Annotated in this window: 24 protein-coding genes; 11 read left to right on the plus strand and 13 right to left on the minus strand. The window is 40.6% G+C overall.

All coding sequences use genetic code 11. The features are described from left to right. Positions 1 to 42 precede the first annotated feature (42 nt). From ftsW to MJX77_RS04135, 5 genes are all read right to left on the minus strand, one after another. Positions 43 to 1239 carry a putative lipid II flippase FtsW gene (gene ftsW, locus MJX77_RS04115; protein ID WP_004795141.1) on the minus strand — a complete coding sequence of 399 codons (1197 nt, stop codon included), beginning with the start codon at positions 1237 to 1239 and terminating at the stop codon, positions 43 to 45. A 24-nt stretch (positions 1240 to 1263) separates the two neighbouring features. Next, the gene (murD, locus tag MJX77_RS04120; protein WP_151767116.1) at positions 1264 to 2610 is read right to left on the minus strand and encodes a UDP-N-acetylmuramoyl-L-alanine--D-glutamate ligase; all 1347 of its coding nucleotides are present in this window, start codon (positions 2608 to 2610) and stop codon (positions 1264 to 1266) included. Positions 2611 to 2770: 160 nt separating this feature from the next. After that, the gene (locus MJX77_RS04125) at positions 2771 to 3022 is read right to left on the minus strand and encodes a DUF6587 family protein (protein WP_013199125.1); all 252 of its coding nucleotides are present in this window, start codon (positions 3020 to 3022) and stop codon (positions 2771 to 2773) included. Between the two features lie 20 nt (positions 3023 to 3042). Beyond that, positions 3043 to 4896, minus strand: coding sequence for a ferrous iron transporter B (feoB, locus tag MJX77_RS04130; RefSeq protein WP_005301651.1), 1854 nt, complete (start codon positions 4894 to 4896; stop codon positions 3043 to 3045). Next, positions 4893 to 5156, minus strand: a complete 264-nt coding sequence (locus MJX77_RS04135; RefSeq protein WP_013199126.1) for a FeoA family protein — start codon at positions 5154 to 5156, stop codon at positions 4893 to 4895. Before MJX77_RS04135 ends, feoB begins: the two co-directional genes overlap by 4 nt. A 143-nt stretch (positions 5157 to 5299) precedes the next feature. Between MJX77_RS04135 and xerD the strand changes: the two genes are divergently transcribed. From xerD to thrC, 4 genes are all read left to right on the plus strand, one after another. Then, positions 5300 to 6220 carry a site-specific tyrosine recombinase XerD gene (xerD, locus tag MJX77_RS04140; protein ID WP_252060609.1) on the plus strand — a complete coding sequence of 307 codons (921 nt, stop codon included), beginning with the start codon at positions 5300 to 5302 and terminating at the stop codon, positions 6218 to 6220. Positions 6221 to 6366: 146 nt separating this feature from the next. Next, complete coding sequence (locus MJX77_RS04145; protein WP_013199128.1) at positions 6367 to 7182, plus strand: DsbC family protein; 816 nt, start codon at positions 6367 to 6369, stop codon at positions 7180 to 7182. Positions 7183 to 7425: 243 nt separating this feature from the next. Continuing rightward, positions 7426 to 8727 carry a homoserine dehydrogenase gene (locus MJX77_RS04150; protein WP_005301642.1) on the plus strand — a complete coding sequence of 434 codons (1302 nt, stop codon included), beginning with the start codon at positions 7426 to 7428 and terminating at the stop codon, positions 8725 to 8727. 54 nt (positions 8728 to 8781) lie between these two features. After that, entirely contained in the window at positions 8782 to 9921 is a 1140-nt protein-coding gene (gene thrC / locus MJX77_RS04155) for a threonine synthase (RefSeq protein ID WP_004795157.1), read from the plus strand. 106 nt (positions 9922 to 10027) lie between these two features. Here thrC and pbpG read toward each other — a convergent pair whose 3' ends face one another. Beyond that, entirely contained in the window at positions 10028 to 11074 is a 1047-nt protein-coding gene (gene pbpG, locus MJX77_RS04160) for a D-alanyl-D-alanine endopeptidase PBP7/8 (RefSeq protein ID WP_128825344.1), read from the minus strand. Between the two features lie 212 nt (positions 11075 to 11286). Between pbpG and gacA the strand changes: the two genes are divergently transcribed. The 3 genes from gacA to MJX77_RS04175 are packed head-to-tail and all read left to right on the plus strand — an operon-like array spanning position 11287 to position 14943. Further along, positions 11287 to 11922: a response regulator transcription factor GacA gene (gene gacA, locus MJX77_RS04165; protein ID WP_003654436.1), complete on the plus strand. Its 636-nt coding sequence runs from the start codon at positions 11287 to 11289 to the stop codon at positions 11920 to 11922. Between the two features lie 10 nt (positions 11923 to 11932). After that, the gene (locus MJX77_RS04170) at positions 11933 to 13501 is read left to right on the plus strand and encodes a sensor histidine kinase (RefSeq protein ID WP_252060610.1); all 1569 of its coding nucleotides are present in this window, start codon (positions 11933 to 11935) and stop codon (positions 13499 to 13501) included. Between the two features lie 23 nt (positions 13502 to 13524). Continuing rightward, positions 13525 to 14943, plus strand: coding sequence for a sigma-54-dependent transcriptional regulator (locus MJX77_RS04175; protein WP_252060611.1), 1419 nt, complete (start codon positions 13525 to 13527; stop codon positions 14941 to 14943). 2 nt (positions 14944 to 14945) lie between these two features. Here MJX77_RS04175 and MJX77_RS04180 read toward each other — a convergent pair whose 3' ends face one another. The 4 genes from MJX77_RS04180 to lptF form a co-directional block, all read right to left on the minus strand. Next, positions 14946 to 16130, minus strand: coding sequence for a S41 family peptidase (locus tag MJX77_RS04180; protein ID WP_049838282.1), 1185 nt, complete (start codon positions 16128 to 16130; stop codon positions 14946 to 14948). 15 nt (positions 16131 to 16145) lie between these two features. Next, positions 16146 to 17693 (minus strand): 2,3-bisphosphoglycerate-independent phosphoglycerate mutase, encoded by a 1548-nt coding sequence (gpmI, locus tag MJX77_RS04185; protein WP_174727225.1) that lies wholly within the window; start codon positions 17691 to 17693, stop codon positions 16146 to 16148. Positions 17694 to 17819: 126 nt separating this feature from the next. Beyond that, a complete protein-coding gene (lptG, locus tag MJX77_RS04190) occupies positions 17820 to 18890 on the minus strand; it encodes an LPS export ABC transporter permease LptG (protein WP_252060612.1) in 1071 nt (356 codons plus the stop codon). Then, positions 18890 to 19990 (minus strand): LPS export ABC transporter permease LptF, encoded by a 1101-nt coding sequence (lptF, locus tag MJX77_RS04195; protein WP_013199136.1) that lies wholly within the window; start codon positions 19988 to 19990, stop codon positions 18890 to 18892. The genes lptG and lptF overlap by 1 nt, the downstream gene beginning before the upstream one ends. A 143-nt stretch (positions 19991 to 20133) precedes the next feature. On the opposite strand from lptF, the gene MJX77_RS04200 reads away from it, so the two are divergent. The 4 genes from MJX77_RS04200 to MJX77_RS04215 all read left to right on the plus strand — a co-directional run bounded on the left by MJX77_RS04200 (position 20134) and on the right by MJX77_RS04215 (position 23007). Further along, on the plus strand, positions 20134 to 21582 hold the full coding sequence (locus MJX77_RS04200) for a leucyl aminopeptidase (RefSeq protein ID WP_252060613.1): 1449 nt from the start codon (positions 20134 to 20136) through the stop codon (positions 21580 to 21582). Next, positions 21575 to 21982: a DNA polymerase III subunit chi gene (locus tag MJX77_RS04205; protein WP_111855735.1), complete on the plus strand. Its 408-nt coding sequence runs from the start codon at positions 21575 to 21577 to the stop codon at positions 21980 to 21982. Before MJX77_RS04200 ends, MJX77_RS04205 begins: the two co-directional genes overlap by 8 nt. Before the next feature lie 37 nt (positions 21983 to 22019). Beyond that, entirely contained in the window at positions 22020 to 22658 is a 639-nt protein-coding gene (gene blhA / locus MJX77_RS04210; RefSeq protein WP_004795179.1) for a cell division protein BlhA, read from the plus strand. Between the two features lie 130 nt (positions 22659 to 22788). Then, on the plus strand, positions 22789 to 23007 hold the full coding sequence (locus MJX77_RS04215) for a hypothetical protein (protein ID WP_005301614.1): 219 nt from the start codon (positions 22789 to 22791) through the stop codon (positions 23005 to 23007). A gap of 59 nt (positions 23008 to 23066) precedes the next feature. Here MJX77_RS04215 and MJX77_RS04220 read toward each other — a convergent pair whose 3' ends face one another. From MJX77_RS04220 to ribD, 3 genes are read right to left on the minus strand one after another with little or no spacing between them, the layout of a single operon-like run. After that, entirely contained in the window at positions 23067 to 23726 is a 660-nt protein-coding gene (locus tag MJX77_RS04220; protein WP_002121149.1) for a riboflavin synthase, read from the minus strand. Positions 23727 to 23769: 43 nt separating this feature from the next. Then, positions 23770 to 25062, minus strand: a complete 1293-nt coding sequence (locus MJX77_RS04225) for a DNA adenine methylase (protein WP_005301611.1) — start codon at positions 25060 to 25062, stop codon at positions 23770 to 23772. Then, positions 25059 to 26144, minus strand: coding sequence for a bifunctional diaminohydroxyphosphoribosylaminopyrimidine deaminase/5-amino-6-(5-phosphoribosylamino)uracil reductase RibD (gene ribD, locus MJX77_RS04230; RefSeq protein ID WP_192835124.1), 1086 nt, complete (start codon positions 26142 to 26144; stop codon positions 25059 to 25061). Before ribD ends, MJX77_RS04225 begins: the two co-directional genes overlap by 4 nt. Between the last annotated feature and the right edge of the window lie 8 nt (positions 26145 to 26152).

Consider the following 26152-nt stretch of genomic DNA (forward strand, 5'->3'; position numbering starts at 1 on the left):
AAACCCGATATCAAATCGGGTTTTCTCATGCCTAATGTTCAACTAAAAGTTTGATTCTTCCCTTTCTGGGTTTACTTCTTGGGTTGAAGCATCAATCTTTAAGATCAAGCTAATCATCGCAGCACACATCATTAAAGATGTACCACCATAACTAATAAATGGCAGAGTCAAACCTTTAGTCGGCATCAACCCCATATTCATGCCCGCATTTACCAAGATCTGGAGCAAGAAAATAATACTGATACCGTAAGCCAGATAACCTGCACGAAGATAATGATGTTTCAATGCACGATGACCAATTTTGATACAGCATGCCAACATCAAGAAAGACAAACCAATGACAATTGAAATACCAAAGAAACCAAACTCTTCACCTAACACCGCCAACATAAAGTCAGTATGCGCTTCAGGTAAATAAGATAGCTTTTGGACACTATGTCCTAGGCCTGTACCAAACCATTCACCACGACCAAAGGCCATTAATGCATTTGATAACTGGTATCCTACCCCTAATGGATCTGCCCATGGGTCAGTAAATGAAATCAAACGCTGGAAACGATATGGTTCAAACAAAATCAAAAAGACAATACCGGTTACAATCGCACCTAACATAATTAAGAACTGTGTTGGCGGTGCACCAGCTAAAAAGAATACCCCGACCATCATCAATACAATTACGATCGTAGCACCCAAGTCAGGCTCAGCAATAATCAAACCAACCGTAATTGCCATAACCCCACTTAAACGTAATAAGCCTTTCCAATGAGTACGAACTTCTTTGGCACGGCGCACAACGTAGTCTGCGGTAAAGATTGCCATCATGACTTTGGCAACCTCGGTTGGCTGTAAAGTAAAGCCACCGATCTTAATCCAACGTGTAGAACCGTTCACTTCTGAACCTACCACCAAAGCAGCAAGTAACAGAACCATGGTCAACAACCACAGCGGGAAAGTATTTTTAAACCACGTATTGAGTGATATTCGATAGGTCAAATATGCCACCACAGCCGCAGCGACAATCGAAATACCATGACGAATCACATAGTGAAACGGGTTTTCATGCATATATTCAGCATAGGGCATCGAAGCAGACGCCACCATCACTGAACCGATACACAACAATGCAACGACACAGAAAATCAAGACATTACGTGGCGTCACTTCCGCTGGCCATTTAGGCAATATCCGTTCATACCAATGATTGATTTTCTGGATTGTGGTCTGAGCTAAGCCTGCCATACTACATTCCTAATCATGTTTTCTTTAAACCAACGAATTGACACAGGCAACAAACTGCTGACCACGGTCATTATAACTTTTAAACATATCAAAACTTGCACAGGCTGGTGATAACAACACCACATCTTCAGCTTGTGTTTCACGTTGACACAGCTCTACAGCTTCTTTAAGTGTTGCTGCATGCAAAATTTTGGTTGCGCCTTGAATAGCCTGTTCGATAACAGGTGCATCCTCACCAATCAATACCACAACTTTGGCATATTTTTCGATAGAAGAACGTAATGGAGCAAAATCCTGACCTTTACCCTGCCCACCTAAAATCAAGGCAACCTTACCTTTTTTAACCTCAATTGCAGCCCCTAAACCATCAATTGCTGCAAGTGTAGCACCAACGTTAGTCCCTTTAGAGTCATTATAATAACGTACATCATGTACTGTTCTCACATACTCACAGCGGTGCTCTAATCCTTTAAATTGTTTTAAGGTTTCAAGCATAGATTCCATTGGCAAACCAATTGCTTCACCTAATGCCAAACAAGCTAAAGCATTGGCTACGTTGTGCATGCCTTGAATATATAAATCTGAGCTTTTAATTAAACGCTGCAAACCACGTGCAAGCCAAAGCGTGCCATCACCCTCTCTTAAAACACCATATTGATTTAAGTCTGGTGCATTTAGACCAAAGCTTTGCATTGGAGTTGTATCTGGAACAAGAGGGCGACTTAAAGCATCATCACGGTTAAATATAACTTTTTTAACGCCTTGGAAAATACGGTGTTTTGCTTGGTGATAACCCCACATATCGCCATGACGATCTAAGTGATCTTCACTCATGTTAAGAACCACAGCAACCTCAGCATTTAAATGTGAGGTGGTTTCCAACTGAAAACTTGATAGCTCAAGTACAAGCAACTCTGGTTGGTCTTTTAGCAAGTCTAAAGCTGGGCGTCCTAGGTTTCCACCCACAGCAACTTTTTTACCCGCATCTTTAGCCATTAAACCAATTAGAGTCGTTACGGTACTTTTGGCATTAGAACCCGTAATAGCCACAATAGGCACTTCGGTCGCACGGCGTAATAGTTGAATGTCGCCTACTACTGAAATCCCTTGAGCAATAGCTGCCTGAATTTCTGGTAATTGTGGTGCAAGGCCTGGGCTTAAAATAATTTCTTCTGCTTGTAATAATAATTCTTGGTCAAGTTGACCAAAACTGGTTTTAACGCCAGCTGGAATCTGGTCATGACCAGGAGGGGTTGGACGAGAGTCCGTTACTGCAACTTGGTAGCCTTGTTCATGCAGGAAATTAACAGCAGATACACCTGATATTCCTAAGCCTGCGACAACTTTTAATCCACCACGTTGTATTAACATTTTTGCCCCACAATTTATCAATCGACAGAATGGCAAAAATGTTAGCACTTTGCTGTTTTGAATGCTTTTTCAGTTTGAACTTTATTCATCTTTTTTTGTGTCAGTGCGTAAAAAAGCCATCAATATGATGGCTTTTTAAACGAAACAGGAAATACTAAATTTATTGCCATTTAATCGGCTTAATTTCTTGAACAGTATTGGTAGGTTTATCTTCGCTTGAACAACCACAACCACCAGCACAACCAAAGGTCATTTTTGGTTTAAGCCATTTTGCCAAAGTTGTCCAACCCTGCTTTTCACAAAATACAGAGAGTGATGAAAAGACTGAATTTGCTGTTTTTGGAAATACTTTCTTAAAAACAACAACCGCACTCCAACTCACTACAACCGCAATAATCAGATATTGAATCATATACAACCTCCTTTCTTGCTTTAACCCCAATAGTGGGAAGCAATTTGATAGGTAACAAACGATGCCAAATAAGCCAAACCGAACAGATATGCAGTCATGGCAGCAACATGTTTCCATGAACCTGTTTCACGTCGTACTGTTGCCAACGTAGCCAAACAATGTGGGGCATAAATGAACCACACTAAAAGCGACAATCCTGTTGCCAAAGACCAACCTGTACCATCAGCACTAATCAGATGTGACAAACCTTGAGCTACAGCATCGTCACTCGTTGCAGACAAGGCATAAACCGTACCTAATGCTGCAACCACAACTTCACGCGCTGCCATTGCTGGAATTAAAGCAATACAGATTTGCCAGTTAAATCCAATTGGAGCAAATAAAGGTTGAATAAGGTGTCCGAGCATACCGGCAAAACTATAATCTATAGCTGGTAATGTCGCCCCTTCTGGTGGTTGGGGGAAAGTACACAAAAACCATAGCAAAATAGAGAGCGCAAAAATGATTCCGCCGACGCGTTTTAAGAAGATCTTTGCACGGTCGAGCAAACCGATTCCCACACTTTTTAAATCAGGGAAACGATAACTCGGCAGCTCTAGCAATAAGGCATGTTGAGACTTATCTTTTTGGAAGAATTTCATTAAAAATGAAACACAAAGCGCACTCACAATACCAGCCATATACAGACCGAATAGCACCAGACCTTGTAGGTTGAAAATACCCCAGACCATTTTCTCTGGAATAAATGCAGCAATCAGCAAGGCATATACAGGTAAACGTGCCGAACAAGTCATTAATGGCGCAACCATAATGGTTGTAAAGCGATCACGAGGGTCACTAATACTACGCGTTGCCATGATGCCCGGTACTGCACAGGCAAAGCTTGAAAGTAAAGGAATGAAAGCTCGTCCACTTAAACCAGCTTGAAACATTAATTTATCAAGCAAAAATGCTGCACGCGGTAAATAGCCCGATTCTTCTAATACTAAAATGAAGAAGAACAAGATCAGAATTTGTGGCAAGAACACCACTACGCCACCAGCACCCGCGATAATTCCATCAACAACCAAACTATGTAGTAGGGGCTGTGTAATTACGCTTCCTATTACTTCACCCAACCAGCCGAAGAAACCTTCAATGCCATCCATGAATGGGGCTGCCCACGCAAAAACTGCTTGGAACACAATAAACATCATGAGTGCAAGGCTGAGCAGGCCTAAAACTGGATGCAAGAAAATTCGATCTAGAAAATCAGTACGCTTATCACCCTGCTCAACATAATGAACAACATCTTTAAAAATCATATCGATTTTTTGATGATGAGTTCCAGTTAAACCACTCAATTCGGTTTGTGGCACACTGTATTTTTCTTGATCAAGGGCATGTAATAAATTTTCAATACCCGCATTACGAACAGCAACTGTTTCAACAACGGGCACACCCAAACGTTGAGATAACTTTTGAGTATTAATTTGGATGCCACGACGACGCGCTTCATCCATCATATTGAGTACAAGTAAAATCGGACGGCCTAGCCCGATCATTTCAAGCACCAGTCCTAAATGCAATTTTAAGTTAGTGGCATCAACCACACACAAAAATGCATCTTGCTGCCCTTCTTCTGCAATCTTACCCAAACAAACGTCACGGGTAATAACTTCATCAGGACTAGTTGCATTTAGACTATATGTACCCGGTAAATCGAGTACGCGCACTGCTCGACCTGACGGTAACTGAAAATGACCTACTTTACGCTCAACAGTTACGCCCGCATAGTTTGCAACTTTTTGTCGAGTTCCAGTTAAATGGTTGAAAAGAGAGGTTTTACCACAGTTAGGGTTTCCCACAAGGGCAATACGTAACGCATCACTCATGCGGGTACTCCTTCTTCTACTAGAATTTCAATTTTTTCCGCTTCTGCTTTACGTAAAGCGAAACGAGTAAAGCCAATTTGGATCAAGATCGGATCACCACCAAAAATACCCTTGGTAATCACTTCCACTCGTGTGCCTGGTACAAACCCCAGACTTTCCAAACGAATTGCGACCAAATCTTGCTGCTCGGACTCTACTTCTATCCGATTCACTTTGGTGATGGTCGCCGCTTGCTTCACTTTTAAAGCTGATAAACGCACCGCATCCGATCCTAAACCTTTTTTTCTAGTATACATATAAATGAGAATAATTACCAAATAAGGTTAAATTTCACTTCTTATTCAGTTTAATCGACAAACCTTAAAGTTTCTTTTACAGTACAGAGGTTTAGAGGATCTAGTGTATGTTGAATAAAAAACCGCGTATTCCAAGCCCAGTTCAAATTCCTGAACATTTAAGCTTTTTACAAGGTTTTCGAGACTATTTAGTTGCCCAGACAGTGAGTCCACATACACGAAATGCTTATTTATCTGACCTCATTCAATGCAGTGAACTTCATAAAAAAACAGCTCTTCCACAGTGGACAAGTGATGATATTGCTGATGTTTTGATTGAGTTGACCAAAGTCGGGAAAAGCCCCCGCTCGATTGCTCGCTGCTTATCTGCTCTACGCCAGTTTTACAAATTTTTACGTGAACAGAAATTACGAAGCGATAATCCTGTAGCAACTCACCATTCTCCAAAAATTGGACGGGCCTTACCCAAAGATTTATCTGAAGAAGATGTTGAAGCACTGATCCAAGCACCCGATATCAATACAGCACTTGGCTTACGTGATCGAGCAATGTTTGAAGTACTTTACGCCTGCGGTTTACGTGTTTCAGAACTACTTAACTTGCGATTAGAGCTCATTAATTTAAAGCAAGGCTATTTACGTGTTACAGGTAAAGGCAATAAAGAACGTTTAGTTCCATTAGGACAATTCGCTTGTGAATGGGTAGAACGCTATTTGCATAATGCTCGGCCTCAGCTCTACAAAAGCTCGACTGACTATCTTTTTTTAACTCAACATGGCGGAATTATGAGCCGTCAGAACTTTTGGTATGCCATTAAACGCTATGCGCTTCAAGCCAATATTCAAGCTGAACTCTCACCTCACACCTTACGTCACGCCTTTGCAACACACTTGCTCAATCATGGCGCTGATTTACGCGTAGTACAAATGTTACTGGGTCATAGCGATTTATCTACAACACAAATCTATACACATGTTGCACAAGTACGAATGCAACAATTACATGAAAAACATCACCCTAGAGGATGATAAAGATTTAAAGTTCCAGACAATTATTTCATATCAATCGTTTGATTTCGTTCACAAAGGTTAAGAAAGTTTTAACAATACACATTAGATTTTTTGTTATGCTTAGCAGCTTCTGACTATAAATACTGATGAAATAAGGGTTATCTATGTCTTTTACCCGCTCTCAAATTTTTCTTGCCTGCACTCTGGCATCTAGCCTTTTGTTCAGTGCTTGTTCTAAAGAAAACAAACCACAAAAAGAAGATGCGCTCACAGCGACTGCACCTGCTACTGGGGAAGCTTCAACCATTATCGAACGTAATGATAAACAGCGTTTGATCGAAACTTTGCAGAAACAATTTAAGAATGCAAATATCAACGCCAAAATTTTAGATATCAAGCCGACTGAAGTTCCTAATTTGTATTGGGTGAACCTCGAAGGGATGACATCGATTTATACAACCAGTGATGGAAAATATTTAATTCAGGGTGATGTAATCCGACTAGGAGGCAAAGAGCTTCATAATATTGGAGATAATCTCCAAGCTTCGGAAAATAAAAAGCATCTTGCTGCGTTAAAAAATGAAGATTTGATTGTTTACCCAGCGAAAGGCGGTAAAGCTAAACATGTGATTTATGTGTTTACCGATGCAAGCTGTCCTTATTGCCATAAACTACATGAGCACATACCTGAAATTAATGAAAAGGGTATTGAAGTACGCTATATCGCTTGGCCACGTGGTGAGCAATTTATGCCGACCATGGAAGCTGTATGGTGTAGTGCAGATCGTAAAGCTGCCTTTAGCCAAGCAGTACAAGGTGTCAATATTCCGCCTGCTCAATGTAAAAACCCTGTTCGTGAACAATATCAACTTGGCTTAAACATGGGTGTAAATGGTACACCTGCTATTTATAGTGTTGATGGCGAGTACTTAGGTGGATATCTAACACCAGATGAATTAATTAAACGTCTGGATAAATAATCCATTTAAAGTTGATGAATAATTAATCATCTATCTCTTACAAAAAGCGCTGCTCTCATTGCAGCGCTTTGTTTTTTCAATAAATAATGCTTTAACTCTCTGTGTTTAAAGACTGATCTACTCTTCTTTTCCAAACATCGCACTCTAATTCATTGAACAGGCACTAAAAGCGCTAGAGTCTGGCGTTTTTTTTAGCTATGATCTAGCTTCAACTAAATGATTAAATGATGAATGGAGTGTGACGTGAAACCAGTTCGCCTGGCAATACTCGGTCTAGGAACCGTAGGTGGAGGAGCCCTTAAACTACTACAAGAAAATGCCGCTGAAATTAAACGTCGCACCGGTCGAGAAATTCAAATTACCCACGTTGGAACACGCCGCCCTCGTCCAGATCTAGAATTGGAAGGGATTAAACAAAGCGCCGATTTACTTGACATCGTTCGTCAACCAGACGTTGATGTAGTTGTAGAAGTTATGGGTGGGATCCACCCTGCTTACGAAGTAATCATGGAAGCGATCAAACACGGCAAACAAGTCGTGACTGCAAATAAAGCGTTACTCGCTGAACATGGCAATGAATTATTTAAAGCAGCAGAAGACAATGCTGTACAAATTGCTTATGAAGCAGCAGTTGCTGGCGGTATTCCAATTATTAAAGTCATCCGTGAAGGCCTTGCTGCAAACCATATTGAATGGTTGGCAGGCATCATTAATGGTACAGGCAACTTTATTCTGACTGAAATGCGTGAAAAAGGTCGTGCATTTGATGATGTATTAAAAGAAGCTCAAGAACTTGGTTATGCAGAAGCAGACCCAACTTTTGACGTTGAAGGTATTGATGCTGCGCACAAGCTTACAATTTTAGCGTCTTGTGCTTTTGGTATTCCTCTTCAGTTTGATAAGGTCTATACCGAAGGTATCAGTAAAATCACTGCACAAGATGTGAAATATGCAGAAGAACTTGGTTTCCGCATTAAACACCTAGGAATTGCACGTCGCGCTGAAAAGGGTATTGAACTACGTGTTCACCCAACGCTCATTCCAGATGAACAGCTTATTGCGAATGTAAACGGCGTTAAAAATGCTGTTTTAGTTCAAGCGCATGCTGTAGGCCCAACGCTCTATTACGGTGCTGGTGCGGGTGCTGGTCCAACAGCTTCTGCTGTTGTTGCCGATGTAATTGATATTGTTCGTGACATCTCTTATACCGAAGACGGTGCAGGAACAATTCCTCAGTTGGCTTTTGAAGCATTAACAAATGTGCCAATTTTAAGCCGTGAAGAAATGACCACTGGTTATTACATCCGCTTAAATGCAGAAGATCAAACTGGCGTACTTGCAGATGTTACTACCATCTTAAGTCGCGCTGGAATTAGTATTGATGCCATCATGCAACAATCCCGTTTAAAAGACCTTATTCCAATCGTGATTCTGACCGATCCAATCGTTGAATCTAAAATGGATGAGGCTCTTGCACAAATCCAAGCATTACCTGCTATTCGTGGCGAAATCGTAAGAATTCGTTTAGAATCGCTCGATAGTTAATCAGGTTGAGGGAAAGATTCCCTCTCCCGCTTCACCTCTAATTGGAACACCATCATGTCTAATGCCAATCGTTATACTGGTCTTGTAGATCGTTATCGTGACCGTTTGCCAGTTTCGGCAACTACTCGTGCTATCTCTTTGGGTGAAGGCAACACCCCACTCATTAAACTTGAGAATATTCCACGTATTATTGGCAAAGATGTTGAAATTTATGTGAAATATGAGGGCTTAAACCCAACTGGTTCATTTAAAGACCGTGGTATGACCATGGCTGTAACCAAAGCGGTTGAAGAAGGCTCTAAAGCGATTATCTGTGCATCTACTGGTAACACTTCTGCTGCTGCTGCTGCTTATGCTGCACGTGCAGGTATCAAAGCATTTGTTTTGATTCCAGAAGGCAAAATTGCAATGGGTAAAATGGCGCAAGCGATGATGTATGGTGCGATCACTATGCAAATTCGTGGTAACTTCGATGATGGTATGCGTCTTGTAAAAGAAGTTGCTGATCAAGCACCTGTAACGATTGTAAACTCAATCAACCCTTACCGTTTGCAAGGTCAAAAAACTATTGCTTATGAAATCGTTGAAGCTTTAGGCCGCGCACCTGATTATCACTGCTTACCTGTTGGTAACGCAGGTAACATCACTGCTCACTGGATGGGTTATACCGAAGCTGTAGCAAACCAACCTGCTGATCAGTTTGAACAAGTGATTTATGATGCAGCTACTGATCAATTCACTGGTCCAAAACCTGAAGGTTTACCAACAATGGTGGGTTACCAAGCTTCTGGCGCAGCTCCATTCTTACGTGGTGCTCCAGTTGAAAGCCCTGAAACAGTTGCAACTGCAATTCGTATTGGTAATCCACAAAGCTGGAACCATGCAAAAGCTGTAGTACGTGACTCTAAAGGCTGGTTCGATGAACTTCAAGACAGCGAAATTTTAGAAGCTCAACGCTTACTTTCTATGTATGAAGGCGTATTTGTTGAACCAGCATCTGCTGCTTCTATTGGCGGTGCGATTCGCGATATTAAAGCAGGTAAGATTGCTGAAGGTTCTGTCATTGTATGTACAGTAACTGGTAATGGCTTGAAAGATCCTGACACTGCAATTAAACAATGTGCTGATGCAGTAATGTTGTCAATTGATGCGACAATGAGCCAAGTAAAAGATTCGATTTTATCTAATATGTAAAATCTGAGTTTTCAAAAAACGGCTGTTCAATACAGCCGTTTTTTTATGTCTTTTTTATAGCCATAAAAAAACGCTTCTTGAAAGAAGCGTTTTTAGAATATTTAAATTAAATACGTTTTGGTAAATTACTTAACCAACCCAATAGGTTAGTTGCATCGTTATTACGTGCCTGCGTACTTGGCTCGCCAAGTAATACAATCACTGCTGGACGCGAGTTTACAGTCGTATGCATGACAACACAGCGGCCTGCTTCATTGATATAACCTGTTTTAGACAAGTTAATATTCCAACCACCATTACGCACTAGAGCATTGGTATTATTAGATTTCAACACACGATAACCCAAGTTAAAGTCATAGGTCGGTGTAGTTGAGAACTGACGAATCAAACCATATTGAGAAGCCGTACTCGCTAAAATCCCTAAGTCACGCGCAGAAGATACATTGCGTGGATCTAAACCAGTTGACTCATAATAATGAGTTGCATTCATACCTAAAGCACGTGCTTTAGCGTTCATTGCCGCTACGAATGCAGGACGACCGCCCGGATAAGTACGCGCTAAAGCTGCCGCTGCGGGATTTTCAGACTTCATCAAAGCAAACAACAATACTTCTGCACGGTTCATTTTGTCGCCAACACGGAGTGTTGAACTTGAATTTTTACCGTTTGCCCCAGCAAAATCAATTTGCTCAAGCATAATTTCTTCTGACATGTTTAAACGAGCATCTGCTGTTACCACTGCTGTCATTAACTTGGTAATAGACGCAATTGGCACAGAAGCATTGGTATTTTTACTAAACAACACTTCACCCGTTTGCGCATCCATCACTAACGCAGCTCGAGCACTTACACTCGGCTGAGCATTGTAACCACTCGTATCACGAATTGGAGCAAGCTTAGGAGCAGATGCTATAACTTTCGGTGCGCTACCACCACGCAATGTCGTGGTTACAGACGTTGAACCTTGTGGAGTTGGCTCATCATCCTCCTCATTCAAAAATTGGCTAGCATCAGCTGAAGACCAATTTAAGCTTGCAGTACCACTACTCCCTGAGGACGGGTTATTGACGAGTTCTGCAAAGCTTGTTGAACTCAAACTAAGCAAAATAGACATGCTTAGCACATGTATTAAAGACTTTTTAGAATTTTTCACGGCACAATACTCGACTCAGGGTGATACACATTTGCGCTTACTATAATTATGCCTTACATTTGAGGTATAAGGTATAACGCTTTTACCGACACAATTGTGCACAACTATTCGCTCACTATATAAGAATAGGATTGCTAATTTTGTCATTCCATTGCAAGCTAATTTTGCTTTATGTAACAAAAAACTTGTTTTTTAAAAGAAAGGAGGTCTTCTTGATTACAGTTTTAGTTGTGGATGACCATGAACTTGTACGTACAGGCATTTGCCGTATGTTAGAAGATCATGCCGATGTAGAGGTCATTGGACAAGCCGAATCGGGTGAAGAAGCAATTGCTATTGTTCGTCAGAAACATCCTCAAGTTGTGTTGCTTGATGTCAACATGCCAGGCATCGGGGGCGTAGAAACGACACGTCGTTTACTACAAACCGCACCAGACACAAAAGTTATTGCTGTAAGTGGTTTATCAGAAGAACCGTACCCTTCTCTTCTGCTTAAAGCAGGAGCTAAAGGCTATATCACTAAAGGTGCTCCAATTACAGAAATGGTTCGGGCAATCAACAAAGTCATGCAAGGTGGCAAATACTTCAGTGCCGATATTGCTGAGCAGTTGGCGAGTTCCTATCTATCTGACACGCAACAATCGCCTTTTGACGCTTTATCCGAACGAGAAATGCAAGTTGCAATGATGGTTGTAAATTGTATTAGCGCTCAGGAAATTGCGGACAAACTTTTTGTAAGTGTAAAAACGGTTAATACTTACCGCTACCGTATTTTTGAAAAACTCGCTATCGATAGCGACGTTAAACTCACTCATCTTGCGATCCGTTATGGTTTGATCAAGCCATAATTAAACTTATATGCAATTTCCATTAAACTCATCGTTGTCCCATACGATTTTTCGTTTGGGCACGTGGTATGGTTTATATCGTCTTATTATTGCGGTTAGCCTCAATATTATTTTGGTTTTAACCGATGCTCAAATCGACAATAGTCTACAACAACCCGCTTTATATTCTTACACCCTGCTCGGCTATTCCATATTAAGCCTTCTTCAGCTTTTGTGTTTTAAGTTTGTTGCAACTCAGGCAACAAAGCAGCTTATTTTATTTTTTGTAGTTGATATTATCTGCCTGAGTTTACTTACATTTTCTGTAGGCGAACCAAATCTACAACTCAGCTTGCTGTATGTTATTGCTATATTTACCTCGGCAATTTTACTCAGCGCAAGAATGTCTTTACTCATTACATTACTTGCTGTCATTGCCGTTATTTACCAACGTTTTGTTGGTAGTTTATTTGACTACAATAATCTAAATACGATTGGTAATAGTGCCTTATTAGCCTTCTTATTTTTTGTGGTGCATGGCATTGGGCAAATTGCGGTACAGCGCTTTAAACTACTTGAAGCACTGACTTTCCATCAATCTATAGAACTCTATCAACTACAAAATATTAACCGCTATATTTTGGAACAAATTGAAGAAGGCTATTTGGTTCTAGATGAAAACTACGCCATTGTTTTAAGTAATCCAGCTGCCTGCTCTCTGTTAGGGATTCCTCCTCAATTTGCGAGTGAAAAATATCCTTTAGCGAAATGGCACCCCGATTTATTTGAAATTCTTAAGTTTGATAACCTGCAAGAAGGCGATCGATTTATTTTTGAGTCTCGGCTATCGGCATATTCTATTAACATTAAAGTGCAACATCTTGTGGTGCCGCAGCAAGCATTGACGCTACTCATCTTACAAGATGCACAGCAAATTAATCAGCAAGCTCAACAACTCAAACTTGCTGCCTTAGGGCAACTTTCAGCCAGCATTGCACATGAAATCCGCAACCCCTTAGCAGCCATTGTTCAGGCAAATGAATTACTTAAAGATAGTGATTTAGAACAGCAAAATACTTTACGCCGTATGATTGGTAAGCAAACCAAACGCATCGATAGTATTGTTCAAGACACATTAGGACTGGCTAGCAGCGAAAGAACTTACCCAATCCAGATTGAATTAAACAATTTCATAAAGACGTTATTAGACGAAGATCTTTTAGATGTTAAACATTCTATACAGCTTAAAATTTCCGATTCATCCTTAAAATTATTATTTGACGAGAAACAACTTAGGCAGGTGCTCATTAACCTTGTCAGAAATGCTTTACGACATAATGCACCCGATTCCTCCCATGTTCTGATCAACATTCACTCACAAACAAATAAAATTTATATTGATGTGATCGATTACGGCGAAGGGGTTTCAAAACGTGATATATCTCAATTATTTAAACCATTTTTTAGTACCGAAATTAATGGAACTGGTTTAGGATTATATTTGTCTCATAGTTTTTGTGAGGCAAACCATGCAAAGCTCACTTATGTAGAGCAAAAACAAGGGGCATGCTTCCGAATGGAATGCCCAATAATATATTGATTTTTTATTAGGTTTTTGGGGAAATGGCAGAACAGCAACCACTGGTTTTGCTTGTAGACGATGAAGAAGATTTGTGCCTGTTAATGCAAATGACTCTTGCACGAATGGGGATTAAAACACATCTTGCTTATCGGGTTGAACAGGCCAAACAACTCTTTACTCAGTTTCATTACGATGCATGTTTAACCGATTTAAACCTACCCGATGGTAGCGGTTTAGAATTGGTTAAACATGTTTCTCAAACTTACCCACACACACCAATTGCAGTTTTAACTGCATACGGCAATATGGATATTGCAATTGCAGCGTTAAAGGCAGGAGCTTTTGACTTTGTAAGTAAACCTATTAACCAAATTCATTTAGATCAGTTATTAAAAAAAGCGCTTAACCAGCCAAAACCAGAGCATGAGTTTGGTGAAACAACTTTGGAAAATGACCTATTAATTGGTCGTTCTCCCCCAATACAAAACTTACGAACAGCTATTAAAAAAATAGCCCGCTCTCAAGCTCCTGTGTTTGTTACAGGCGAGTCTGGTACAGGTAAAGAGGTTGTTGCTAATCTTATTCACCGCTTGAGTAATCGCAGCGAAGGTCCTTTTATTGCGATTAACTGTGGAGCCATCCCAACTGAGCTCATGGAAAGTGAACTTTTTGGACATAAAAAAGGAAGTTTTACTGGAGCGACTCAAGATAAACAAGGCCTTATTTTGTCTGCTCATGGCGGTAGTTTATTTTTAGATGAAATTGCCGAATTGCCTTTAAGTATGCAAGTTAAATTGCTTCGGGCCGTGCAAGAGAAAAAAATTCGTCCAGTAGGTTCAGATCAGGAAATTGATGTTGATTTTCGTGTAATCAGCGCCAGCCACCAAGATTTAGATTTGTTAGTCCGACAAGGTAAATTCCGTCAGGACTTATTTTTCCGTATTCATGTGATGGATATCATGTTGCCGCCACTACGTGAGCGCGGTGGCGATATTTTGTTATTAGCCAATCATTTTATTCAAAAAGTTTGTATGGAATGGGAAATTCCAAGCAAACAATTAACTACAACTGGTGAAACTTATTTATTGCAGCAAGATTTTCCGGGTAATGTTCGTGAATTAAGAAATATGATTGAACGAGCTATTACCTTAAGTGATGATGAATTTATTGATTTAACCCATCTAGCACCTCTTCTTAGAGGCAGTAGTGTTAACTCTCAAATCACTACTCAACCAGTGAATGACCCGTCAACTGCGATTGCCCAAACTCGGCCAAAATTACCACTGGAAGGTTTAGAACGCTACTTAGAAAATATTGAAAAAGATCTTCTATTGAACGCATTGGACATGACACATTGGAACCGAACATTAGCAGCTAAAAAGCTAGGAATGACCTTTCGTTCTTTACGCTATCGACTGAAAAAGTTTGGCTTAGATACCGAATTGGGAGAGGAAGTATAAAACTACTTTTTCTTTAGAAATAAGTCTGCAACGCGATCTAAATAGACGTCTTCTTTCATTTCTGGGGGCAAAGGATAGGTCTGATTAGGCTGAATACCTTGCCCTTCAATCATATTGCCGTTTGGTGTGTAGTAATGTGAGACTGTCATTTGTAGTGCCGCACCACTTGGCAAAGGAAATAGCTTTTGCACTACGCCTTTTCCATAACTTTTTTCACCCATGACCCATGCACGCTGGTGTTCTTTCATGGCTGCAGTAAAAACTTCGGCTGCCGATGCAGAGCGATGATTAATTAATATACCTAATTTTATATTCTGAAATTCATTACCGGGCAAAGCCTGAAATTGCTGATTACCTTCCGAACGACTTTTAGTTGAAACAATAATCCCGTTATTTAAAAACAAATCTGCTGACTCGACTGCTGCTGATAACAATCCACCCGGATTATTGCGCAAATCGATTAAAACGGCTTTTAAACGTGGTGAACTATTTTCTTCAATTAACCGTTTAATTTCATTAGCAGTGTCTTGCTGGAATACTCTAATTTTGAGTACTAAAACCTGATTATGTAGCATTACAGGTTCGATATCGGTTTCTATTTTTTTATTACGAACTAAGTTAATGTTTCCACTTAACTCTTCTGCCTGTACTTGAAGCGTACTTCCGATAGAACCGTAAAGCAGTCCGAGCACCTGATCTTGATTTAAGTTTTTTAGGTCTTGATTATCAATCTTGAGAATCGTCTGACCATTTCTCAGACCTAATTTGTATGAGTCTGAACCTGTTTTAAGATCACGAATTATCCATTTATGGAGATGCAATTCAGGGCTTAAAGCAAAATCAACCGAGGCAAGGTCACCTTCGGTATATTGAATGAGTTGACGATATTCTTCTGCCGACAAATAACGTGAATAACGATCTAGCCCACTCACTAACCCTTTAATGGCTTGTTGAAATAAGGCATCGTCAGACTTCACATCGACATAGTTATCTCGAACGATTCCATAGATTTGTACAAACTGTTGAATCGATTCGATCGGCACCTCTGCATAGCTATGTTCAGGTTCTTCCGAATCAGAATGCAAAGGTGACAATTTCTCTTTTACAACTGGCGCCGCAAAAGAAAATTGGCTGCAACACAGCAACATACTTACAATAAGTTTTTTATATTTAATGTGTTGCAGCATCCAATCACCTTTGGTTTATGCAGATAATGTAATCAGGTTACGTCCTTGCATTTCAGCAGGAACAGGAATCTGCATTAAATTGAGAATCGTTGGTGCTACATCGGCAAGCACACCACCTTCTGCAATTGTTGCTTGTGTTGGGCCAACATAGATAAACGGTACAAGTTCCGTTGTATGTTGAGTATGAACTTGACCACTCTCGTAGTCTTGCATCTGTTCAACGTTACCATGGTCAGCAGTAATCAACATATGGCCTTTTTTCGCCATAACTGCCTCATAGACACGTCCTAGGCAAAGGTCGACTGCTTCAACTGCTTTAACTGCCGCATCAAAAATACCTGTATGGCCTACCATATCACCATTGGCATAGTTCACAACCAATAAATCGTATTCACCAGAGTTAATGGCTTTAACCAATTCATCAGTTACTTCATAAGCACTCATTTCAGGCTTAAGATCGTATGTCGCAACGTTTGGAGATGGAATTAAAATACGTTTCTCACCTGGATATTCATCTTCACGCCCACCACTAAAGAAGAATGTTACATGAGCATATTTTTCAGTTTCGGCAATACGTAACTGAGTCTTTCCAAGAGAAGATAAATATTCACCCAATGAATTTTTGAGAGCTTCTGGCATGTATGCAACTGGCGCATCAATGCTAGCTTGATAACGCGTAAGCATCACAAATTTAGAAAGATTTGGAACAACTTTACGCTCAAAGCCAGCAAAATCTTTCTCTACAAATGCGCGAGTAATTTCACGAGCTCGGTCAGCACGGAAATTCATAAATACAACGCTATCACCGTCTTGTACTTTAGCAATATCACCAATGCGAGTCGCCTTTACAAACTCATCGTTTTCATTGGCTGCATAAGCTAACTCTAATCCTTCCACTGCTGTTTGTGCAGTACGAAGTGCCTCGCCTTCAGTTAACAAGCGATAAGCTTGTTCAACGCGATCCCAACGGTTGTCGCGGTCCATTGCAAAGTAGCGGCCAATCATGGTCGCGATACGGCCTTGACCTGGATATTGAGCAAATAACGCATCCAATTTTTCTAAAGATGGCTGAGCACTACGTGGAGGTGTATCACGACCATCAAGGAAAGCATGTAAATAAACTTTCGCACCACGTTTTAATGCAAGCTCACACATCGCCACAATATGGTCTTCATGTGAATGGACGCCACCTTCTGAGAGCAAGCCCATAATATGAACAGCGCCATTAGCAGCTTTGGCCTTTTCAACAGCGTCTATCAACACTTCATGTTTAAAAAAGTCACCAGTACGAATATCTTTAGTAATACGGGTAAAGTCTTGGTATAAAACACGGCCTGCGCCAAGGTTCATATGACCAACTTCAGAGTTACCCATTTGTCCATCAGGTAAGCCAACATCTTCGCCAGAACCAGAAATTAGACTATTTGGATGCTTTGCGGTCATTGCTGCCAAATTCGGTGTTTTTGCTGCAAGAAAGGCATTATCTTCAGTCGCTTCACGGTGACCAACACCATCCATAATGACCAGAACGTGAGGGATCTTGCCAGCAGTTGCATCCGTCATAATCTATTTCTCTTTTGTCTACAATTTCGTCACAATATCTTACCGAATTTTCGGTCAAGACTCTATTTTTTCCTATGGCTTTCACCAATATCTACGATTGATGAAAACCATAAATTTCAATTATTACTAGCGAGCGCGGTAAAGCAAATAACTTCCGGCACCAAACATTAACAAGATAGGTACGAGTACGAACCACGCAGGAGATGGAGCATAAACCAAGCTGGCATAACCCAAGAAATCCTGCAAATAATAGAAACTCAAACCAATAAACAATGCGATCACCAAACGGAAACCCATCGATTGTTGGCGTAATGGCCCAAAAATAAATGAACATGCCACGAGAACCAGAGCAATCAACGAAAATGGCGAGGCAACTTTTTGCCAGAAAGCCAATTGATAGGTCTTTGGAACCTGACTATATTCATCCATATAGCGCATGAAGCTGATGAGCTGGCTTGGTGATAAATCTTCAGGATCTAAAGTCACCATATGCACATATTTAGGCTGTAATGCTAAAGAAAGCGATTGTTCTTCATGATCAGTTTTGATGGCATTTCCTGCCGCCAAAATATCCATCTGTTGTGCTTTCTTCAAAGCCCATTGACCATCTTTTACGAACTGGCCTTGCTGAGCATTGATTAAGGATTGCAAGTAATAGTTCTGGTCAAAATCGACCACTTGAATATCTTTTAAATTGCCTTGAGAGTTAGCATAGTCGATATAGATAAATCGCTGCCCTTCACGTGACCAATAACCTTTCACTTCGCCTAAAGCAGCTACAGAGCGGTGACTTTTAACACTTGCTGCTTTTTCATTAGTATATGGAATAACCCATTCACTTAAAGCGAAAGACAAAATAATAAGCAGTAAAGCTGAGCGCATCACCCAACCAACAATACGCCATAAGCTAATACCAGCAGAGCGCATAACAATAAGTTCACTGCTGGTTGCTAGTGACCCTAAACCAATTACAGCACCAATCAAGGCAGAAATAGGCAAAATTTCATATAGATAACGAGGAGCACCCCATAACACATAGATGAGAGCTTGCCATGCGTTATAGTCTGGTTTGAGCTCACCCAACTCGCCCAGATATGTAAATAAGATCTGTAAAATCGACAAAACAACTGTGGTGCCAAACATTGCAAGCGCAGTGGTTTTCGTCACATATTTGGCGACTATTCGACGTGCTAACATTATAATTTCACTCGCTTGATCTGTTTCTTGATTTTTGGTGCCAACTTTTGTTTACGTGAAAATAAGGCTGCTGCAACGCCATAAACCACCAACACGGCAGGATAAGCCCAAATATCGAGTTCTTCTTTACTAATACGAGTCTTGATTGCAATCATTAATACAATCAGACTGGAAAAAATAAAAATCGCCGGAATAAGACGGTAATAACGACCTTGTCGTGGACTCACCTCAGACAATGCCACAGAAAGCATTAAAGCAATAATAATGGTGAATGGTCCAAACAAACGCCATCCCAACTCACTTCTTATGACTGGATCATTTGTTTTTGAAAAGAGTTTAGTTGTTGATAATGCTTCTACATCGCCACTTTCAAACTTAACATCTTTATCATTTTCTAAACGTAGACGATAAGACTGAAACTCAGCTTGCGTATACTTTGGTTGTCCCGGGAATATTTCATAACGACGGCCTTGCACCAGATCAACGACATTGGCTGTGTCATTTGCAACTTCTACACGAGTCGCTTCTTTTGCCAAGATCATGACATCTGGTTTATCTTCTTTGGTCGCACGTTGATAAAAGAAAATGTCCTTCAAATTCTTTCGGTCTTCTGACAATGAACCTGCGTAAATCGTATAGGGTCCAGAAGAAATAAATTCTCTTGGGCGAACCAAATCGAAGCCCGTCCGAACCGCTTGGGTGGTGGTTAATTTCTCAAACTCACGCAGTCCCCACGGCGTCATCCAGAGCATAAGCACAGACTGACAAACCATATAAACAAGCGTCATTGGAATGAGTAATCGCGCTAATTGATGACGGCTCACACCACTACCGTTCAGTACTGCCATTTCATGGTCAACATATAAACGACCAAACACCAACATTAAACCAATGAAAAAACCTAGTGGTAAAATGAGTGTTAGAAATTCAGGTAAACGATATCCAATGATGCTAAACAAGATACTGGCATCTAAACGCCCCTGCGCCGCCACACCAAAGTATTTGATCAGACGACCACCCATCATGATTAAGGTCAATAAAGAAATGACCACCAATGAGGTAGAGACAACTTGCTTGACGAGATAACGCCGAATAATCAAAGTAATACTTCCAAAAGGCTAATCGGGACGACTGCTAGTTTACCCGAATGTTAAAAATATAAAACCGCACATTGCAACGCTATGCTTGAAAGTGTTTCAATGTTTTAATTCATCATAACTTTCTATAGGCAATCACGACAGCCATGAAATTTACAACTTATACAACTTTTCCCGAACAGACATCTAATGAATCTTTGTGGGTTTTAGTTGATTCAGAACAGCTACAAAGCAACGTCAACACATATCAAATCAATAACCTAGAAAGCGTTCTGAACGCTACCCAATTTAAAGGCAACTTCAATGAAACTCTGCCTTTATTTGGTCAGATTTCAAATCAGCCTCACAGCCAATTACTTGGCTTAGGAAAAACAGCTGAACTTCAGGCAGTCAAGCTCGCTAAACTTGCCCAAACGATTATCAAATCGACACAAAATAAATTTAAGCATATCGCAATTGATATTGCTGCGTTACCTGCCGAGCACCATTATTTATTTGCTTTAAGCTTAACTCAAGCAGCTTATGGTTATGATGAGTTTAAATCGAAAAAAAATGAATTTGTGTTACAACAGGTTGATTTAATTAGTTCAACGACTAGCCTAGATGAAAAACAACTGGCTTTAGTACATGCAGTACAGTCTGGTCAGTCTTATGCACGTGATCTTGGCAACCGTCCGGGGAATATTTGTTTCCCAGAATATTTGGCAGAACAAGCTCTAGCTTTAGCCGCAGAATTCCCTGACTTACTTAAAGTAACTGTTTTAAATGAGCAACAAATGGCTGATTTAGGCATGTATGCTTTTCTTGCAGTCAGCAAAGGATCTGAACGTCCGGGCCGTATTGTAACGCTCGAATACCAAGCGCAGATTGATCAAGCTCCGGTTGTTCTCGTGGGTAAAGGCGTAACTTTTGATACAGGTGGTATTTCATTAAAACCAGGCCTTGGCATGGATGAAATGAAATTCGATATGTGCGGTGCAGCATCTGTGCTTGGTACCATTCGTGCCCTATGCGAAGCACAACTTCCTATTCATGTAGTTGGTGCAATTGCAGCAGCAGAAAATATGCCTTCTGGTAAAGCAACTCGTCCAGGTGACATTGTGACAACCATGAGCGGTCAAACTGTTGAAATTTTAAATACAGATGCTGAAGGCCGTTTAGTACTGTGTGACACATTGACCTATATTAAACGCTTTAATCCAGCAGTCGTGGTTGATATTGCGACCTTAACAGGTGCGTGTGTAGTTGCTTTAGGCAAAGTACTCAGTGGGTTGTTCTCACCAGATGATGCTTTGGCAGCAGAGCTCCAACAAGCTGGCGAACAATCGTTTGACCGTGTATGGCGTATGCCAGTGATTGATGATTATCAAGAATTACTTGATTCACCATTTGCCGATATTGCAAACATCGGTGGTCCATATGGCGGCGCGATTACAGCTGCATGTTTCCTTGAGCGCTTTACACGTGAATATCGTTGGGCTCATTTAGATGTAGCAGGAACAGCATGGTTATCGGGTCCAGCTAAAGGTGCAACAGGTCGTCCAGTACCATTACTCATGCAATTTTTAGCGAATCGTGTAAATACGAATGGCTAAAGTTAGTTTTTATCTGTTTGAAACCAGCGAAGAACGGCAAGTCGATAGTGCTTGCCGTTTATGTCGAAAAATATTACAGAAGCATCCTAAAATCTGGTGGTATTGCCCAGATGTGCAGCTACAACAGATGCTTGATGAAAGATTATGGGAATTCGACCCTGTGAGTTTCATTGCGCATGGCGTTGACCAGACTGATGCTGCTGTATGTATTTCGGCTAAACAACCACTTGAACAAGGCCTGTTAGTATTTAATTTTAACAATCATGCACTTGAACAAGTTGATCATTTTAGCCACATTATAGAAATTGTTGAAAATAATGAAACAGCCAAGCAAATTGGTCGAGAAAAATTTAAAATGTATCGCCGTTTGGGTATAGAACCGCGGACCTTTAAATTATAACGCGCTAAAATGTAAATACTGTTGATCAAGGAGAAACATGGTGGCATTAAATGTCGGGCAAGATTTTAAAAAAAGATGGTTAAATGCGCCTGAAGCTGTCCGTCATACCTATCAACAGGATCTGGCACGTATTTGTGACTTACTAGAGCCTCAAACGCCTATTCAACTTTGGGTTTTAAATGATGAAAAAGCGCAGTTAGAATCACAGCAAAAAATTGAACAAGCTTACGCAGATCTTAAAGCAGAGCTCATTGAGCAAGCACGTATTCGTCGTCAACTCGCTTTAGAAAAATCGCTTGCTGACAAACGTGCATCAGAAGCTGCTTATGCTGCGGAGTTGCAAGCAGACGAAGTTCGAAAATTTAATGAACAGACTGAAACATTACACACATTACGTAGCCATTTAGAACAAGAAGTTGCAGAGCAAACTGCGCGTTATCAGAAAAACCCTGAAACACCAGCAGTCAATTATTCTGCTGGTGTAAAACTTAGTATTACCGATGATCAAATCTTATCTGAGCTTGAAAGTTTACGCATTCGTTTAGAACTTGAAGCTGAGAGCTTAATTGAACAGTCTGTAACAGCTTTCCGAGCCAAGCTAAATTCGGCAGCTCAAGAAGAAATTGAATACATTTTAAAGAATTCTAAGTTTTCTGATGAAAAAATAGAAAAGTAAAGTTTTTAAGACTCTCTTTGTCATAAAAATGACATTTAATTGTCACAGAATAGTCATGCACAATATTCTTTTAGTTCAAATAATTATTAGAATACCGCATGGTTATTTATGAAAATTAATGAGGGTAAAAATGGACATTCCGCATCAGATTTCAATGCAACTTGAGCAGCTTAATCAGGGTGAACAATGGACATTTTCAGCACAAGAACTTTATATGAGTCATAACGACTTTAACTCTTTATCTATCTTACTCACACGAGAGTCAGAAAAAGGCGAATTTTCAATTACACGCACCCAACATAATAAACCATGGGTCGGCACAAACTCGGTTACGCTAACCAAGCAATAAGTTTTCAAAATAAAAAACCGGAACAAGTGTCCGGTTTTTTATTTTAACGATTTAGCTTTTTATTTTAAAAAACCATTCTCAGCTAAAAAAGCCATACTAATATTTGACTCTGTTTTTTGTTCAGCTGCTTTGTCACCTAGCAATAAACGCTCGATATAACGCGCCAAAACATCGACTTCAAGGTTTACTTTGCTACCAACTTGCCATGTTCCAATATTAGTACGCTCTGCTGTATGCGGAATTAAGTTTAAGCTTAAAATATTTCCACGTAAGTGGTTAATCGTTAAGCTAATCCCATCTACGGTCACAGAACCTTTTTCGGCTAAATATTTAGCAAGTTCTGTCGGTGCTGTAACTTCATAATAGATTGAGCGAGCATCTTCACGTACTACAGTAATTTCACCCACACCATCAACATGGCCACTGACAATGTGTCCACCAAAGCGTGTTGTCGGTAACATTGCCTTTTCAACATTGACACGTTGCCCAACTTTCCAATTACCTAAAGTCGTACGATTCAAGCTTTCACGAGAAACATCCGCTGCGTACCAATTATCGCCCCATTCAATCACGGTGAGACAGATTCCATTGGTCGCAATTGAGTCACCCAAATGCACATCTGACATATCCAGATCAGTCTGAATACGTAAACGCACATCACCACCTACGCTTTGCAGGCTTTCAACTTTTCCTAAACTTTCAATAATGCCTGTAAACATGGCTCAATCTCCAAATCTTTTTACACTGCTTAAATTGCAGCGCTTACCAAAGTGCGAGCTGTGTACTATTACCTGAAGTATCTACACCACCTAGCTCGGCGAAGTGGTAAAGCTGGCCTAATAACTGACGTAATGGTGGTCCTGACTTAGCATGAGTATCAGTAATCACAATAAACTCAAGTACGCGTGCCCGTTCAGACTGTCGCTGTTTACTTACTCGATAGCGCGGAACATCTTGTGTTAACAAAGTCACTTTGCCGCGCTCCAGATTAGCCATAAGCAAATCTTTCGGCTCGATATTACCATCAGTTGAATAACTGGTCAGAATATAGCGGGCATTGATGGTTGAAAGTAGTTTTTCATACGCATCTTTCGCATATTTAGAAGAGTTATATGGGCTTGGACGTTCTTTACGCCACGCTCTATCAATTCCACTCTTATAACCTTTGGTATCTGGTGATGGTAAATCGACCTGATCCCATAAAGTTAATGCATTCAGAACATGATAATTACTACTATATGCGTGCTGGTTATAGGGTGGATCGAGATAGGCAACATCGACTTCAAAACCACTCATTTGATTTGCTAGATGCTGTGAATCTACACACCACATTTCAGCAGCAGGACGTTTACGGTCACCAATCTCGCAAAAACGGCTTGGTGTTAACCAAAGCAATGACTCAATTCGTTCCAATGCAGTTTGTGTACGTCCGCCCCACCCTTGGTGAAAGCTTTTAAATACGCCGCTGGTGTTACTCACAAAACTTGCTGAATAAAGTAATGGCGCGAGTAAAGCACTCATTTCTACATCATTAATTGCACCTTGTGCCTGCCATGTTGCAATCTGCTGGCGAATCGCATCAATACGCATACCATTACGGCGTTTAAAGAATAAACGGTCACGAGTTGGATCGTATACATCATCGTTACGTGGGCAAAGGTTATGCGTTACCCAACCTTTAACTTCAGGTAAGCGATTTAAATAGTCGATTGCCTTCTGATAGCCACCAAGCTCTTTAAATGCAGGTGCATCGGTACAAGCTAAAATCGCATGATTTAAAGCATGGCTATAAGGTTCCCAGTCATTTGCAATCACACGGTAACCATTTTGACGTGCTAAACGAGACACGACACCACTGCCGGCAAAAAAGTCGGCAAAAATCGGAGGATTCTTTTTCTTGCTATTCAGTGTCCCTGTAATTTCAAGGGCTTCTAAAATTAGATGGAGCAATCGGCGCTTGTTACCTAAATAAGGAACAAGCTGATGGAAAAGATATTCGTCTGTCGTACGGGCCGCATGACGACGTTTGTGATAAACCGAAGGCTCTGAATTCATACTTTCTCTTGCGTAGGGATTAACCTTAAGCGTATATCTTGATCAAGTTGTGTCACATCAAGAAGTGTAAAACGAAGTTGTTGTGCCATATATTCAAACTCTGCATTGAACATGGCTCTTGCACTTTTCCCCAAGAATGTTGGGGCAATATAACTGATCAACTCATCTACCAAACCTTCTTGTAAAAAGGCAGTAGATAATGTCGCACCGGCTTCCACCAATACATCATAAATTTGATGTTGCTTAGATAGGGTCTGTAACAGTATTTTTAAAGGCTGAATTTCTAATTGTATCACGCCTAAATCGGCAAGTTCTTGACGATATGGCCCCATCACCAGCACAGTTTCAGGGTTTTCTAAAATTTTAGCATTAAGTGGCAAACGCCCCTGACGATCTAAAACAACCCGTTTTGGTTGAGCAACTGTCTCAATATCAATATGACCGAGTGAACGCACATTAAGCTGACAATCATCTGCAATCACAGTTTCAATACCTGTAATCACCGCTCCTGAAATGGCACGCCAATGCTGGACATCTTGACGGGCAGCAGAACCCGTAATCCACTTCGATTCACCAGATGCCATTGCCGTACGTCCATCTAGACTTGAAGCTACTTTTAAGCGTACATAAGGCATGCCCGTAGACATTGCCTTTAAGAAACCTTGATTTAATTTTTCTGCTAAATCTTCACAAATGCCAACTTCTACTTCAATTCCGGCATTTTTCAAAATCTGAACGCCCTTACCCGCAACGAGCGGATTTGGATCAGGACATGCTACAACCACCCTTTTAACCTGAGCCTTAACCAGTGCTTCAGCACAAGGAGGAGTTCTTCCATAATGCGCACATGGCTCAAGCGTGACATAGGCTGTAGCACCTTGTGCTTGTTCAGCTGCCTGACGTAAAGCAAAGACTTCTGCGTGTGGTTGACCTGCTTTAGGATGGAAGCCTTCACCAATTAACTGATCATCTTTGACAATGACACAACCAACATTTGGATTAGGCTTAGTCGAATATAGACCTCGTTTGGCAAGTTCAATGGCTTGCTGCATCCAATATTGATCTTGTTTCAACTCAGACATAAAAATCT

Origin of the sequence: Acinetobacter sp. AHP123 (genome assembly GCF_023757925.1) — a bacterium.
In the GTDB taxonomy this organism is placed as follows: domain Bacteria; phylum Pseudomonadota; class Gammaproteobacteria; order Pseudomonadales; family Moraxellaceae; genus Acinetobacter; species Acinetobacter oleivorans.

What these genes read in the sequence shown, in the direction of transcription:
- ftsW (WP_004795141.1), bottom strand. Translation starts at nt 1,239, where the DNA reads ATGGCAGGCTTAGCTCAGACCACAATCCAGAAAATCAATCATTGGTAT.
- murD (WP_151767116.1), bottom strand. Translation starts at nt 2,610, where the DNA reads ATGTTAATACAACGTGGTGGATTAAAAGTTGTCGCAGGCTTAGGAATA.
- MJX77_RS04125 (WP_013199125.1), bottom strand. Translation starts at nt 3,022, where the DNA reads ATGATTCAATATCTGATTATTGCGGTTGTAGTGAGTTGGAGTGCGGTT.
- feoB (WP_005301651.1), bottom strand. Translation starts at nt 4,896, where the DNA reads ATGAGTGATGCGTTACGTATTGCCCTTGTGGGAAACCCTAACTGTGGT.
- xerD (WP_252060609.1), top strand. Translation starts at nt 5,300, where the DNA reads ATGTTGAATAAAAAACCGCGTATTCCAAGCCCAGTTCAAATTCCTGAA.
- MJX77_RS04145 (WP_013199128.1), top strand. Translation starts at nt 6,367, where the DNA reads ATGTCTTTTACCCGCTCTCAAATTTTTCTTGCCTGCACTCTGGCATCT.
- thrC (WP_004795157.1), top strand. Translation starts at nt 8,782, where the DNA reads ATGTCTAATGCCAATCGTTATACTGGTCTTGTAGATCGTTATCGTGAC.
- MJX77_RS04170 (WP_252060610.1), top strand. Translation starts at nt 11,933, where the DNA reads ATGCAATTTCCATTAAACTCATCGTTGTCCCATACGATTTTTCGTTTG.
- MJX77_RS04175 (WP_252060611.1), top strand. Translation starts at nt 13,525, where the DNA reads ATGGCAGAACAGCAACCACTGGTTTTGCTTGTAGACGATGAAGAAGAT.
- MJX77_RS04180 (WP_049838282.1), bottom strand. Translation starts at nt 16,130, where the DNA reads ATGCTGCAACACATTAAATATAAAAAACTTATTGTAAGTATGTTGCTG.
- gpmI (WP_174727225.1), bottom strand. Translation starts at nt 17,693, where the DNA reads ATGACGGATGCAACTGCTGGCAAGATCCCTCACGTTCTGGTCATTATG.
- lptG (WP_252060612.1), bottom strand. Translation starts at nt 18,890, where the DNA reads ATGTTAGCACGTCGAATAGTCGCCAAATATGTGACGAAAACCACTGCG.
- MJX77_RS04200 (WP_252060613.1), top strand. Translation starts at nt 20,134, where the DNA reads ATGAAATTTACAACTTATACAACTTTTCCCGAACAGACATCTAATGAA.
- MJX77_RS04205 (WP_111855735.1), top strand. Translation starts at nt 21,575, where the DNA reads ATGGCTAAAGTTAGTTTTTATCTGTTTGAAACCAGCGAAGAACGGCAA.
- blhA (WP_004795179.1), top strand. Translation starts at nt 22,020, where the DNA reads ATGGTGGCATTAAATGTCGGGCAAGATTTTAAAAAAAGATGGTTAAAT.
- MJX77_RS04215 (WP_005301614.1), top strand. Translation starts at nt 22,789, where the DNA reads ATGGACATTCCGCATCAGATTTCAATGCAACTTGAGCAGCTTAATCAG.
- MJX77_RS04220 (WP_002121149.1), bottom strand. Translation starts at nt 23,726, where the DNA reads ATGTTTACAGGCATTATTGAAAGTTTAGGAAAAGTTGAAAGCCTGCAA.
- MJX77_RS04225 (WP_005301611.1), bottom strand. Translation starts at nt 25,062, where the DNA reads ATGAATTCAGAGCCTTCGGTTTATCACAAACGTCGTCATGCGGCCCGT.
- ribD (WP_192835124.1), bottom strand. Translation starts at nt 26,144, where the DNA reads ATGTCTGAGTTGAAACAAGATCAATATTGGATGCAGCAAGCCATTGAA.